This is a genomic window from Streptomyces sp. HSW2009, from assembly GCF_040240285.1.
Classification (GTDB): domain Bacteria; phylum Actinomycetota; class Actinomycetes; order Streptomycetales; family Streptomycetaceae; genus Streptomyces.
Genome location: NZ_JBEHZD010000030.1, coordinates 17,046 through 30,001 on the forward strand (window position 1 = coordinate 17,046; position 12,956 = coordinate 30,001).

The 12,956-nt window shown below is 71.9% G+C and carries 12 protein-coding genes; 10 read left to right on the forward strand and 2 right to left on the reverse strand.

Annotated elements, in window-relative coordinates; genetic code table 11:
- The first annotated feature begins 29 nt into the window (after positions 1 to 29).
- The 6 genes from rpmJ to truA all read left to right on the forward strand — a co-directional run bounded on the left by rpmJ (position 30) and on the right by truA (position 4,171).
- Entirely contained in the window at positions 30 to 143 is a 114-nt protein-coding gene (gene rpmJ / locus AAHZ94_RS04320; protein ID WP_003956441.1) for a 50S ribosomal protein L36, read from the forward strand.
- Positions 144 to 328: 185 nt separating this feature from the next.
- Positions 329 to 709, forward strand: coding sequence for a 30S ribosomal protein S13 (gene rpsM / locus AAHZ94_RS04325; RefSeq protein ID WP_176163520.1), 381 nt, complete (start codon positions 329 to 331; stop codon positions 707 to 709).
- Between the two features lie 99 nt (positions 710 to 808).
- Positions 809 to 1,213, forward strand: coding sequence for a 30S ribosomal protein S11 (gene rpsK / locus AAHZ94_RS04330; protein WP_009715860.1), 405 nt, complete (start codon positions 809 to 811; stop codon positions 1,211 to 1,213).
- A gap of 228 nt (positions 1,214 to 1,441) precedes the next feature.
- Positions 1,442 to 2,464 (forward strand): DNA-directed RNA polymerase subunit alpha, encoded by a 1,023-nt coding sequence (locus AAHZ94_RS04335; RefSeq protein ID WP_144380962.1) that lies wholly within the window; start codon positions 1,442 to 1,444, stop codon positions 2,462 to 2,464.
- A 195-nt stretch (positions 2,465 to 2,659) separates the two neighbouring features.
- Positions 2,660 to 3,166, forward strand: coding sequence for a 50S ribosomal protein L17 (rplQ, locus tag AAHZ94_RS04340; RefSeq protein WP_349990647.1), 507 nt, complete (start codon positions 2,660 to 2,662; stop codon positions 3,164 to 3,166).
- A 120-nt stretch (positions 3,167 to 3,286) separates the two neighbouring features.
- Entirely contained in the window at positions 3,287 to 4,171 is an 885-nt protein-coding gene (gene truA / locus AAHZ94_RS04345) for a tRNA pseudouridine(38-40) synthase TruA (RefSeq protein WP_349990649.1), read from the forward strand.
- Positions 4,172 to 4,211: 40 nt separating this feature from the next.
- On the opposite strand, the gene AAHZ94_RS04350 is transcribed toward truA, so the two are convergent.
- Both AAHZ94_RS04350 and AAHZ94_RS04355 read right to left on the reverse strand, forming a co-directional pair.
- A complete protein-coding gene (locus AAHZ94_RS04350; protein WP_349990650.1) occupies positions 4,212 to 6,299 on the reverse strand; it encodes a glycosyltransferase family 4 protein in 2,088 nt (695 codons plus the stop codon).
- Between the two features lie 541 nt (positions 6,300 to 6,840).
- Positions 6,841 to 7,668: a hypothetical protein gene (locus AAHZ94_RS04355; RefSeq protein WP_349990652.1), complete on the reverse strand. Its 828-nt coding sequence runs from the start codon at positions 7,666 to 7,668 to the stop codon at positions 6,841 to 6,843.
- A 124-nt stretch (positions 7,669 to 7,792) separates the two neighbouring features.
- Here AAHZ94_RS04355 and AAHZ94_RS04360 point away from each other — a divergent pair, with 124 nt between their 5' ends.
- The 4 genes from AAHZ94_RS04360 (at position 7,793) to glmM (ending at position 12,305) form a co-directional block, all read left to right on the forward strand.
- Positions 7,793 to 9,412 (forward strand): ABC-F family ATP-binding cassette domain-containing protein, encoded by a 1,620-nt coding sequence (locus AAHZ94_RS04360; protein WP_349990654.1) that lies wholly within the window; start codon positions 7,793 to 7,795, stop codon positions 9,410 to 9,412.
- A gap of 372 nt (positions 9,413 to 9,784) precedes the next feature.
- The gene (rplM, locus tag AAHZ94_RS04365; RefSeq protein ID WP_349990655.1) at positions 9,785 to 10,228 is read left to right on the forward strand and encodes a 50S ribosomal protein L13; all 444 of its coding nucleotides are present in this window, start codon (positions 9,785 to 9,787) and stop codon (positions 10,226 to 10,228) included.
- Positions 10,229 to 10,269: 41 nt separating this feature from the next.
- Positions 10,270 to 10,788: a 30S ribosomal protein S9 gene (gene rpsI, locus AAHZ94_RS04370; protein ID WP_349990657.1), complete on the forward strand. Its 519-nt coding sequence runs from the start codon at positions 10,270 to 10,272 to the stop codon at positions 10,786 to 10,788.
- 158 nt (positions 10,789 to 10,946) lie between these two features.
- Positions 10,947 to 12,305: a phosphoglucosamine mutase gene (gene glmM, locus AAHZ94_RS04375; protein ID WP_349990659.1), complete on the forward strand. Its 1,359-nt coding sequence runs from the start codon at positions 10,947 to 10,949 to the stop codon at positions 12,303 to 12,305.
- The last annotated feature ends 651 nt before the right edge of the window (positions 12,306 to 12,956 follow it).

Consider the following 12,956-nt stretch of genomic DNA (forward strand, 5'->3'; position numbering starts at 1 on the left):
GCGATGGCACGACCCGGAGAACCTCACCCATGAAGGTCAAGCCGAGCGTCAAGAAGATCTGCGACAAGTGCAAGGTGATCCGCCGTCACGGCCGGGTCATGGTCATCTGCGACAACCTGCGCCACAAGCAGCGCCAGGGCTGACGCTCGACCCCGCACCTCGCAGTACCTTCGCGCGACGCGAGCAACACGTACATACGCAGCCACCCGTCCGCAGCCGATGCGGATGACACCCCCGGCGGAGGCCGGGGACCCGGCAGCGCCCGCCGCGGAGGGCAGTCGGGAGAGGTGCTGCGGAAGACCTCCGTCTATCAACTGGAGCCAGATTCATGGCACGCCTCGCAGGCGTTGACCTCCCGCGCGAAAAGCGCGTGGAGGTTGCCCTCACCTACGTCTTCGGCATCGGTCGCACCCGTGCCCAGGAGACCCTGAAGAACACCGGCGTCAACCCGGACACCCGCGTTCGCGACCTGGCCGAAGAGGACCTGGTCAAGATCCGCGAGTACGTGGACGCCAACCTCAAGACCGAGGGTGACCTCCGTCGCGAGATCCAGGCCGACATCCGCCGCAAGGTCGAGATCGGTTGTTACCAGGGTCTGCGTCACCGTCGTGGCCTGCCGGTCCACGGTCAGCGCACGAGCACCAACGCCCGCACCCGCAAGGGCCCGCGTCGCGCCATCGCCGGCAAGAAGAAGCCGGGCAAGAAGTAGTCCACACCGGACGCGCTGCGGATCGGGGGTCCGCCCCCGGCCGCGAACAGTTCGCGGTCCGAGCTGTAGGACCGACCACCTCCACGGGAGTTCATCAGAATGCCTCCGAAGAGCCGTACGGCGGGCGCCAAGAAGGTGCGCCGCAAGGAGAAGAAGAACGTCGCCCACGGGCACGCTCACATCAAGAGCACGTTCAACAACACGATCGTCTCGATCACCGACCCCACGGGCAACGTGATCTCTTGGGCCTCTGCCGGCCACGTCGGCTTCAAGGGCTCGCGCAAGTCCACCCCGTTCGCCGCGCAGATGGCCGCCGAGTCGGCCGCGCGTCGCGCGCAGGAGCACGGCATGCGCAAGGTCGACGTCTTCGTCAAGGGTCCGGGCTCCGGCCGTGAGACCGCGATCCGCTCGCTCCAGGCCACCGGCCTTGAGGTCGGCTCGATCCAGGACGTCACCCCGACCCCGCACAACGGCTGCCGCCCCCCGAAGCGTCGCCGGGTCTGATCGACCGCGGGAACGGCCTGCCCGCGCGCCAGGTGCTCGGCACCCGGCGCGGGAGCAGTTGATCATCGAGCCCTACGGGGCGTAGTGCACCTGCACTACGGGCCGTAGTCGCTCCGGGTCACGGGCGGTACGCCGCACCGGTTCGCCGGTGTCGTGGCGTGCCGCCCGTACCCTTGCAGTATCCGTCGGCATCAAATAGTGGGTGCCGGAGACTGGAGGCAACACCTCATGCTGATTGCTCAGCGTCCTTCGTTGACCGAAGAGGTCGTCGACGAGTACCGCTCCCGGTTCGTGATCGAGCCGCTGGAGCCGGGCTTCGGCTACACCCTCGGCAACTCCCTGCGTCGTACGCTCCTCTCCTCGATCCCCGGTGCGGCGGTCACGTCCATCCGGATCGACGGGGTCCTGCACGAGTTCACCACCGTGCCGGGCGTCAAGGAGGACGTCACCGACCTCATCCTCAACATCAAGCAGCTCGTCGTCTCCTCCGAGCACGACGAGCCGGTCGTGATGTACCTGCGCAAGCAGGGCCCCGGCCTGGTCACCGCCGCGGACATCGCGCCGCCGGCCGGTGTCGAGGTGCACAACCCCGACCTGGTCCTGGCCACCCTGAACGGCAAGGGCAAGCTGGAGATGGAGCTGACCGTCGAGCGCGGTCGCGGCTACGTCTCCGCGGTGCAGAACAAGCAGGTCGGCCAGGAGATCGGCCGCATCCCGGTCGACTCGATCTACTCGCCGGTCCTCAAGGTCACCTACAAGGTCGAGGCGACCCGTGTCGAGCAGCGCACCGACTTCGACAAGCTGATCGTCGACGTCGAGACCAAGCAGGCCATGCGCCCGCGGGACGCGATGGCCTCGGCCGGCAAGACCCTGGTCGAGCTGTTCGGTCTGGCCCGTGAGCTCAACGTCGACGCCGAGGGCATCGACATGGGCCCGTCCCCGACGGACGCCGCGCTCGCCGCCGATCTGGCGCTGCCGATCGAGGAGCTTGAGCTCACGGTCCGTTCGTACAACTGCCTCAAGCGTGAGGGCATCCACTCGGTGGGCGAGCTGGTGGCCCGCTCCGAGGCGGACCTGCTCGACATCCGCAACTTCGGCGCCAAGTCGATCGACGAGGTCAAGGCGAAGCTGGCCGGCATGGGCCTGGCCCTCAAGGACAGCCCGCCCGGATTCGACCCGACCGCCGCCGCCGACGCCTTCGGCGCCGACGACGACGCGGACGCGGGTTTCGTGGAGACCGAGCAGTACTGATCGGTGCCGAACCGGCACTGAACCAGGAGCGAGCGCTCGGGCTCGACGGTTCGACCGTGGTTGCGGACCGGCTTCGGCCGGTCGCGCAGCTTCCCCGCGCCCCTTCGGGGGCTCGGGTCTCCGACGGGTGACCGCCCGCTCGGACACTGACACCGGTACCTCGTACGGCCGGTGCAGATCAGAAGGAGAAACACCATGCCGCGTCCCACCAAGGGTGCCCGTCTGGGCGGCAGCGCCGCGCACGAGAAGCTGCTCCTCGCGAACCTCGCGACGGCGCTCTTCGAGCACGGCCGCATCACCACCACCGAGGCCAAGGCCCGGCGGCTGCGCCCGTACGCGGAGCGCCTGGTCACCAAGGCGAAGAAGGGCGACCTTCACAACCGCCGTCAGGTGCTCCAGGTCATCACGGACAAGAGCGTCGTCCACACGCTCTTCACCGAGATCGGCCCGCGCTACGAGAACCGTCCGGGTGGCTACACCCGGATCACCAAGATCGGTAACCGCCGTGGCGACAACGCGCCCATGGCCGTCATCGAGCTGGTCGAGGCGCTGACCGTGCAGCAGACCGCCGTGGGTGAGGCCGAGGCCGCCACCAAGCGGTCCGCCAAGGACGCCGCGGGCGACCAGGCCGTCGCGGACCTCAAGAAGGACGAGGCCGTGCAGGCCGAGGCCGCCGAGGAGACCGAGGCCAAGGACGCCTGATGACTCGTCCCGCCGTTGGCGGATGAGTGTGGCGAAGGCTGACCGACGGGCCCGTTCCAGGATCTCTGGGGCGGGCCCGTTCGGCTTGGAGCAGGGACGTGGCGTGCGAAGGGATCGGGTGTGAGTGACGAGGCGGCCCCGGGGTGGGTGCGGCTGCGGCTTGACCTCAGCTACGACGGCAAGGACTTCTCCGGGTGGGCGCGCCAGGCCGGCGGCCGGCGCACGGTCCAGGCGGAGATCGAGGACGCGCTGCGCACGGTGACGCGTTCGACGCGGACGTACGAGCTGACGGTGGCGGGCCGGACCGACGCCGGGGTGCACGCGCGGGGCCAGGTGGCCCACGTGGACGTGCCGGACGAGGTGTGGGCCGAGCACGAGGAGCGGCTGCTGCGCCGGCTGGCCGGACGGCTCCCGCACGATGTGCGGATCTGGCGGGTGGCGCCGGCGCCGCCCCGGTTCAACGCCCGCTTCTCGGCCGTCTGGCGGCGGGATGCGTACCGGGTGACCGACAATCCGGGCGGGGTGGACCCGCTGCTGCGCGGGCACGTGCTGTGGCACGACTGGCCGCTGGACGTGGCGGCGATGAACGAGGCGGCCGGGCGACTCGTCGGCGAGCACGACTTCGCCGCGTACTGCAAGCGGCGCGAGGGCGCCACGACCATCCGTACGCTCCAGCGCTTCGACTGGGAGCGGGGCGCGGACGGGGTGGTCACGGCGACGGTGCGGGCGGACGCGTTCTGCCACAACATGGTGCGCTCGCTGGTGGGCGCGCTGCTCTTCGTGGGCGACGGGCACCGGCCGGCCGAGTGGCCGGCCAAGGTGCGGGCCGCCGGCGTACGGGACTCGGCCGTGCACGTGGTGCGCCCGCACGGGCTGACGCTGGAGGAGGTCGGCTACCCGGCCGACGAGCTGCTTGCGGCCCGCAGCCGGGAGGCGCGGAACAAGCGGACGCTGCCGGTCTTGGGCGCGGATGCCCCCGGCGGGGGCGGCGGGGGCTGCTGCTGAAGGGGCGGGGCGGGGGCGGTGGGCTCCCGCCCCGCTCGGCTCAGCGCGAGCGCTTCGGGCCGGTCAGGGCGAGGTTGTTGGCCTTGGTGAAGTACGGGCGGACGCCGTCGACCAGCGGGTACAGATCGGTCTTGTTGCGGTCGAGCACATCGCCCAGGATGCGGCCGACGCGCAGCGTGGCCGGCGTGCCGGTGCCCGGGCGCAGGCTGACGTCCCAGACCGGGTCGGCGGCCTCCTGGTCCGCCCGGGCCGCGTGCACCTGCGCGTACGAGAAGGTGAAGCGGAACCGGTCCGGGCCGAGCACGGTCACCGGGGAGGTGAGGGGTTCGCCCGTGGTGCGCGGCTTGGCGATGACGCTGGGCGCGTTGCCGCCGGTGCGGGCCAGGTCCGCCGGGTCGGCCAGCGTGGTGCCGTACAGGGTGCAGGTGACGGTCACGCCGCTGGCGTCCGCGTGCACGCTCTCCGCCTCGGCGTGGGCGTCCCGGTACCAGGCGCGCAGCGCGAGATAGCCGTCCACCGTGGTGTACGGCACCCACCAGGTGAAGGGGGTGCCGGCCGGCGGCTGGGCGGTGAGCAGGCCGCGGCCCTCGGCGTAGGAGCAGCTCAGCCGGCGGCGGGTGCCGTCGCCGCGGACGACGTGCAGGTCCCAGCGGTCCTCGGTGAGCCGCAGCGCCGCCAGGTCCAGCGTCGCGGTCCAGGCGCCGCCCGCGGTGGCCGGCTGCTGGAGCGGTACGCGGTGGTGGTTGCCCTTGGCGCGCTCGGTGAGGGTGAGCGCGAGGCCCTGGCCCTGCACGCCGGGGCCGGCGACGGCGAGCGTGAGGTTGCCCTGGCCGTCGGCCCGGCAGGTGGCGACGGGGCGCAGCGGCGCCTTGCCGATGAGGCCCTTGACGGTCGCCTTGAGGGTGGCGGCGAGCGGCTTGCGGGGGGCGCGCGCACTGTCGTGGGAGCGGCGGACGGTGGCGGACTGGCCGCGCGCCGCCTGGAGCTCGCCGATGAGCTTCTCGTACGCGGCGGCGACCCGCTCGGGGGCGTACCGCTGGGCGGCGACCCGGGCGGCCCTGCCCATCGCGTGCCTGCGGTCGTCGTCCTCGATGAGGGTGAGCAGGCCCTTGGCGACGGCGTCGGCGTCGCCGCTCTGCACCAGCAGCCCGTCCTCGCCGTTGCTGATGATCTCGCCGGGGCCGTGCGGGCAGTCGGTGGCGACGACCGGGACGCCGCAGTGCATGGCCTCCACGATCGTCATGCCGAAGGACTCCTCGCGGGAGGTCACGGCGGCGATGGAGCCCTTGGCCCACTCGGTCTCGATGGGGGAGTGCGGGCCCATCAGGGTGATGTGGTCGGCGAGGCCGAGCTCGTCGATCTGGGTGCGCAGGGCGGCCTGCTGGGGGCCGCGCCCGTACAGCCGCAGCTTCCACTCCGGGTGCCGGGCCGCGACCGTGGCCCAGGCGGTGACCAGCAGGTCGTACCGCTTGACGGGGATCAGCCGGCCGGCGGCGACGACCAGCTTGGCGTTGCCGTCCGACGGTTCGATGCCGGTGGCCGGGACGCCGTTGGGCAGGCCGACCAGGCGGGTGCTGATGCCGGGCAGCTTGGCGCGGTGGGTGGCGGCGTCGGCCTCGGAGACGGTGGTGTGCGCGTCCAACTGGGCGATCGCCGCGTCGCAGGCGGCGCGCAGGGCGGGCTTGTGCGTCTCGTGCAGCCGGTGTTCCTGGCCGATCCGCAGATAGCGGCGGCCGGCGCCGCGGCCCAGTTCGGCCAGGTAGATCAGCAGGCCGGGGCGGGTGGCGATGACGACGTCGGCGTCGGTGGAGTCCAGGTAGCCGGCGATGCGCTCGTCGGTGAGCGCGTTGAAATTCACCGTGCCGTTGGCCTCGGCCGCGGGGATGCGCGGGGTGATCTGCTTGAGCAGCGGGTTGTCGGCGTCACTGACGCGGCTGCTCTTGCGCAGGTCGATCAGCGGCACGATGCGGACGGCGGGGTGCAGCGGGAGGCTGGGCGTCTCCTGCGTGCGCATGAGCGAGACGATCTCCACGTCGTGGTGCTCGGCGAGCGCGCCCGCCAGGTTGAACGTGGAGCGGATTGTGCCGCCGATGCCGTACACGTTGTGCAGCAGAAACGAAATCTTCATGTTGGCTTTACGCAGCACGGGTTGCGCCTGTGGTGCGCTGTCTCCCCTCTGGCCTGACTGCCTCATTAGACGGTTCGGAGGGGCAAAGGTTGCTCTCGGGTGCGGCGATATGGAATGGCCCACAATCTCCGACCGCAAGACAACCTTGGGGCCCCGCTTTCCGTCCGCGCGACCGGGCGCGCTCGCGGTGGGGGCATCGTTGTGGGGCTGAGATCTGGGGCGCCTGAGATCCGAGATCCGAGATCTGAGACCTGGGAGCTGTGGGGCTTGGGGGTGCTCGGGGTGCCCGAGGGGCTTGGGGCGCTGGGGCCGGTGGGGGCCGTGGGCCGCGGGTCTCTTGGGCGTACGGGTTTACGGGCGGGTTTACGGGCACGGGTGCGGCTGACGCGTGGGCGCGCGGGCGTGACGGCCTCACAGCGGCGTACGGGCACGGCGGCGCGGCCGGCGGACGGGTCGTGCACCGGCGGGTGGGAGCGAGTGCCGTGCTTTCGGGGTCCGGCGGGGCGGGGCCCGGCGGTCAGCCGATGGGCGGTGGGTGCGGTCAGTCGGTGGTGGCGGCGGCCGATGCCTGGGTGGTGGCCCGCTGCATGATGCGGTTGAAGGCGTGGCCGGCGACGTCCAGGCTGGCCTGGCGGACCTTGGTGTCGCTGGTGGGCACCGGGCTTCCGTCGGTGTGGCCGGCGGTGGTGAAGTAGCCGTAGCGGCCGATGGCGTTGCTGGAGGAGCGGCAGGCTGTGTTGGCGCAGAACCGGTCCACGCCGGCGCCGGGCAGCGTCGCGAGGAAGGGGCCGGCGGTCTCCTTGGCCCGCTCCGCCGCGGCCTTGGTGTCGAAGACCGCGACGCCGACGGTGACCGCGATGCCGTCCCTGGTGTACGTGGCCCGCACCACCTGGCGGCAGCCGTTGCCGGTGAGCGCCGGGTGCAGCGCCTTCTGCGCCACCGAGCCGCAGTCCTTGGTGCTGGTGATGGCGCCCTTGGTGTAGCTGCGCCCGCCGATCACCGCCTGGTCGCCGGGGAACAGGCCGGCCGCGGTGATCGGCGCGGTGTCCTTCTTGCCGTCGGCGATGACCTCCAGCGGGGAGATCGGCGCGGGCGGGTCGACGTCGGAGAACGTGGGCTCGGGCGCGGCCGACTCGCTGGGCAACTGGGCCGGGCTCGGCAGCCGGGCCGCGTTCTTGTCGTCGCCGCCGTCGCCGCTGACGATCACGGCCGTGGCGACGATCGCGGCAATCGCCGCCGCGGCCACCGCCCCGCCGCCGAAGAGCAGCCACTTGCGGCGCCGGTCACGGGCCGCGGTGTCGGCGAGGGCCGACCAGTCCGGCGTCTGAGATCCCCCGGGCCCGTACGGCCCCCCTTGCCCAAAGCTCATGCCGCGCATCCTATGGGCACCGCGCGGGGCCCCACCCGGGGCGCGGGCGGGGGCGCGCGGGCGCCCGGTGGCCGGGGCGGAAAACGGTTGGCCGGCGGTGGGGCGCGGCGGTGAGACTGGACGCATGGGACACGTTGAGGGCGCGCATCTGGAGTACTACCTACCGGATGGGCGGGTGCTGTTCGGCGACGTCTCCTTCCGGGTCGCCGAGGGCGCGGCGGTCGCCCTGGTCGGGGCGAACGGCGCGGGCAAGACGACCCTGCTGCGCATGATCGCCGGCGAGCTCAAGCCGCACGGCGGGAGCCTGACCGTCAGCGGTGGGCTGGGCGTGATGTCGCAGTTCGTCGGCTCAGTGCGGGACGAGCGCACCGTGCGTGACCTGCTGGTTTCGGTGTCCCAGCCGCGGTTGCAGGAGGCCGCGAAGGCGGTCGACGCGGCCGAGCACGCGGTGATGACCGTGGACGACGAGGCCGCCCAGATGGCGTACGCGCAGGCGCTGAGCGACTGGGCCGAGGCGCGCGGGTACGAGGCGGAGACGCTCTGGGACATGTGCACGATGGCCGCGCTCGGCACGCCGTACGAGCGGGCCCAGTGGCGGCAGGTGCGCACGCTCAGCGGCGGCGAGCAGAAGCGGCTGGTGCTCGAAGCGCTGCTGCGCGGCCCCGACGCGGTGCTGCTGCTGGACGAGCCGGACAACTACCTGGACGTGCCGGGCAAGCGCTGGCTGGAGGAGAAGCTGCTGGAGACGTCCAAGACGGTGCTGTTCGTCAGCCACGACCGGGAGCTCCTGGCCCGCTCCGCGCAGAAGATCATTAGCGTCGAGCCCGGCCCGGCCGGCAGCGACGTGTGGGTGCACGGCGGCGGCTTCGCCACGTACCACGCGGCGCGCAAGGAGCGGTTCGCGCGCTTCGAGGAGTTGCGCCGGCGCTGGGACGAGGAGCACGCGAAGCTGCGCCGGCTGATGCTCATGTTCAAGCAGAAGGCGGCGTACAACGCAGACATGGCCTCGCGCTACCAGGCCGCGCAGACCCGGCTGCGGAAGTTCGAGGAGGCCGGGCCGCCGCAGGAGCCGCCGCGCGAGCAGGACATCCGGATGCGGCTGCGCGGCGGGCGCACCGGGGTGCGGGCGATCACCTGCGGGCAACTGGAGCTGACCGGCCTGATGCGCCCCTTCGACCTGGAGGTCTTCTTCGGCGAGCGGGTCGCGGTGCTGGGCTCCAACGGGTCGGGCAAGTCACATTTCCTGCGCCTGCTGGCCGGTGGAGAGGTGAGCCATGCGGGCGCGTGGAAGCTGGGCGCCCGGGTGGTGCCCGGCCACTTCGCGCAGACCCACGCCCATCCGGAGCTGGTGGGCCGCACCCTGGTCGAGATCCTGTGGCAGGAGCACGCCAAGGATCGGGGCGGGGCGATGAGCGTGCTGCGCAGGTACGAGCTGGAGCGCCAGGGCGACCAGCCCTTCGACAAGCTCTCCGGCGGCCAGCAGGCCCGGATGCAGATCCTCCTCCTTGAGCTGGCGGGAGCGACGGCGCTGCTGCTCGACGAGCCCACCGACAACCTGGACCTGGAGAGCGCGGAGGCCCTTCAAGAGGGGCTCGCGGCGTACGAGGGCACGGTGCTCGCGGTCACCCACGACCGCTGGTTCGCCCGCTCCTTCGACCGCTTCCTGGTCTTCGGCGCGGACGGCCGGGTGCGCGAGGTGTCCGAGCCGGTGTGGGACGAGGGACGGGTGCAGCGGGCGCGGTGAGGCAGCCCGGGGGGGCGGGCGGGCGGGGCAGCCCGGCTGGGCGGGCCGGGTGAGCGGCGGGGCGGGGCCGGCGGCCCGGTGTGGTGCGGCGTCCGGGCCCGGTGTGGCGCGGGGGTCGACCGCCTGTTTTGACCCGGCCGGGGGCGGGCCGGTATTCTGCCAGTTCGTTATGCGTATTGGCTTGCTCGATCTCACGTGAGGGGCCCTTACGCCGGTCCACCGGGCCGATGACCAGCGGCGAGCACTCGGGTTGCGTCCCCGATGTGTGGCCAGGGCTGTCGTGATCGTCCGGGTGGCCTTGTCAGGACCTCGTCCCCTTGGTTCTCACGGATCAGGGGCGACCCCATCACTGAAGAAGCGAAGGCTACGACCGTGCGTACGTACAGCCCCAAGCCCGGCGATGTCCAGCGCCAGTGGCACATCATTGACGCGCAGGACGTCGTCCTGGGCCGTCTGGCCACGACGGCCGCGTCCCTCCTGAGGGGCAAGCACAAGCCGGTGTACGCGCCTCACGTTGACACCGGTGACTTCGTCATCATCATCAACGCCGACAAGGTGCACCTGTCCGGCAACAAGCGGACCCAGAAGATGGCGTACCGCCACTCCGGCTACCCGGGTGGTCTGCGCTCCGTCCGCTACGACGAGCTGCTGGCGAAGAACCCCGAGAAGGCCGTCGAGAAGGCCATCAAGGGCATGCTCCCCAAGAACACCCTGGGCCGTCAGATGCTCTCGAAGCTGAAGGTGTACGCGGGTGCCGAGCACCCGCACGGCGCCCAGCAGCCGGTCCCGTTCGAGATCACCCAGGTCGCGCAGTAGTCCCGGCCACCCCCTAAGACGAAAAGAATCTGAGGAGAATCGTGGCCGAGACCACCGCAGAAACCCCCGTCGTCGAAGACGTCGTGGAGGCTGAGACCGAGACCGAGCTCATCGAGGACGTGCCGGTCGAGGAGTACACCTCCGAGTCCCTCGCGTCCCGCTTCGGCGACCCGCAGCCCGCCGCGGGCCTCGGGCGTCGCAAGAACGCCATCGCCCGCGTCCGCATCGTGCCGGGCTCCGGCAAGTGGAAGATCAACGGTCGCACCCTTGAGGGTTACTTCCCCAACAAGGTGCACCAGCAGGAAGTCAACGAGCCCTTCAAGGTGCTTGAGCTCGAAGGCCGCTACGACGTCATCGCCCGCATCAGCGGCGGCGGCATCTCCGGCCAGGCCGGTGCGCTGCGCCTCGGCGTGGCCCGTGCGCTCAACGAGGCCGACGTGGACAACAACCGCGGCGCGCTGAAGAAGGCCGGGTTCCTCAAGCGTGACGACCGTGCGGTCGAGCGCAAGAAGGCCGGTCTCAAGAAGGCCCGTAAGGCCCCGCAGTACAGCAAGCGCTAATCTCGCGACCGCTTCGCAGCGGTTTGCAGCGAGCCTCGCTGCGCTTACCACGCCCCGGCGGCACCATTCGTGCTGCCGGGGCGTTCGGTTATCGGCGACCAGGGGCGTATACCTGGACGTAAACCCTGGTTCATGTGATGTGATCTCGGAGGACACCAGTGGGACGACTCTTCGGTACGGACGGTGTGCGCGGTGTCGCCAACGCCGATCTGACGGCGGAGCTGGCGCTCGGCCTGTCGGTCGCGGCGGCGCACGTACTCGCCGCGGCGGGCACGTTCGATGGCCATCGCCCGGTGGCAGTGGTCGGGCGTGACCCACGGGCCTCCGGGGAGTTCCTTGAGGCGGCCGTGGTGGCCGGGCTCGCCAGTGCGGGCGTGGACGTGCTGCGGGTCGGCGTGCTGCCGACGCCCGCCATCGCGTACCTGACCGGCTCGCTCGGCGCCGACCTCGGCGTGATGCTGTCGGCCAGCCACAACGCGATGCCCGACAACGGGATCAAGTTCCTCGCGCGCGGCGGCCACAAGCTGGCCGACGAGTTGGAGAACCGCATCGAGGAGACGTACCAGGCGCACGCCGCGGGCCAGCCGTGGGACCGGCCGACCGGTGCGGGCGTGGGCCGGGTCACCACGTACGACCAGGGCTTCGACAACTACGTCGCGCATCTGATCGGGGTGCTGCCGAACCGGCTCGACGGGCTGAAGGTCGTCATCGACGGGGCGCACGGCGCCGCGGCGCGGGTCTCGCCCGAGGCGTTCGCCCGCGCCGGGGCCGAGGTGATCACCATCGGCACCGACCCGGACGGCCTCAACATCAACGACGGGTACGGCTCCACGCACCTGGAGAAGCTGTGCGCCGCGGTCGTCGAGCACGGTGCCGACCTGGGTGTGGCCCATGACGGTGACGCGGACCGCTGCCTCGCGGTGGACGCGACCGGGGCCGAGGTGGACGGCGACCAGATCCTGGCCGTGCTCGCGCTGGCGATGCGGGACGCGGGTGCGCTGCGGCAGGACACCGTGGTGGCCACCGTCATGTCCAACCTGGGCTTCAAGCTGGCGATGGAGCGCGAGGGCGTCGCCCTGGTGCAGACGGCGGTCGGCGACCGGTACGTGCTGGAGGAGATGAAGCGCAGCGGCTTCGCGCTGGGTGGTGAGCAGTCGGGCCACGTCATCGTGTTGGACCACGCGACCACCGGCGACGGCACGCTGACCGGCCTGCTGCTGGCGGCCCGGGTCGCGGACACCGGGCGGTCGCTGGCGGATCTGGCGGGCGTCATGGAGCGGCTGCCGCAGATCCTCATCAACGTCCCCGACGTCGACAAGTCGCGGGCCGCCACCTCGCCCGAACTGCGGATCGCGGTCACCGACGCCGAGCGTGAACTCGGCGCCACCGGGCGGGTGTTGCTGCGTCCTTCGGGTACGGAGCCGCTGGTCCGGGTGATGGTGGAGGCCGCCGACATCGAGCAGGCCCGCACGGTCGCCGGCCGGCTGGCCGATGTGGTGAAGTCGGCGCTCGGGTAGGGGAGTTGGGCCGGCGGGCGCAGGGTTGCTCGGGCTGAGCCCCTTCGCCGGCCCCTTTCCCGGCCTCATCCCGGCCTGACTTGGCGCCTGGCCCCGGCCCCTTTCCCGGCCTCACCTGGGCCCAGCCCCGGCCTCTGCTGAGGCCCGCCCGCGGTGCAGACCCGGCCAACCCTCGTCGCGGCCCGGCCGGTTGTGGGTTGGTCGGGGTGGGTGGTGGGCCCCGGGGGCTCGTCGGGTGTGGGCGACCTTAGGGAGCAACCCTGACGTGCGCCCCGTCGTGCGGGGTGTGCTGGGGCGGGGTGGGGTCAGGGGTGGTGCCGTTCCTCGGGCGGATGTCCGGGGGCGGTGTGGCTCGGAAGCATGGGCGGTGTCCGTACGAGCCGTTCGGCCCACTGATTCCGGGAGTCCCGTATGCCGCCGTATGTCCCTGCGCGTCACCACGTCCAAGCCCCCGCCGCCGGCCCTGCGTCTGCCGGGCGGACGGGCGCGAGGTTAGGGCCCGTCCGCACCGGCCTGGCCGCCGCCCTCGTGCTGGGGCTGGTCGCCGCCGTTCCGCTGACCGCGGGCCCCGCCTGGGCGGACGCCGGGCCCGCCGCGTCGCCGGCGGGGTCCGTGCGGGCGAGGGCGCCCGCGGCCGACGCGGCGCCGTCC

Coding starts and splice junctions, on each gene's coding strand:
- AAHZ94_RS04360 (WP_349990654.1), top strand. CDS start 7,793: ATGGGACACGTTGAGGGCGCGCATCTGGAGTACTACCTACCGGATGGG.
- rpsM (WP_176163520.1), top strand. CDS start 329: ATGGCACGCCTCGCAGGCGTTGACCTCCCGCGCGAAAAGCGCGTGGAG.
- rpmJ (WP_003956441.1), top strand. CDS start 30: ATGAAGGTCAAGCCGAGCGTCAAGAAGATCTGCGACAAGTGCAAGGTG.
- AAHZ94_RS04350 (WP_349990650.1), bottom strand. CDS start 6,299: ATGAAGATTTCGTTTCTGCTGCACAACGTGTACGGCATCGGCGGCACA.
- rpsK (WP_009715860.1), top strand. CDS start 809: ATGCCTCCGAAGAGCCGTACGGCGGGCGCCAAGAAGGTGCGCCGCAAG.
- rplQ (WP_349990647.1), top strand. CDS start 2,660: ATGCCGCGTCCCACCAAGGGTGCCCGTCTGGGCGGCAGCGCCGCGCAC.
- AAHZ94_RS04335 (WP_144380962.1), top strand. CDS start 1,442: ATGCTGATTGCTCAGCGTCCTTCGTTGACCGAAGAGGTCGTCGACGAG.
- AAHZ94_RS04355 (WP_349990652.1), bottom strand. CDS start 7,668: ATGAGCTTTGGGCAAGGGGGGCCGTACGGGCCCGGGGGATCTCAGACG.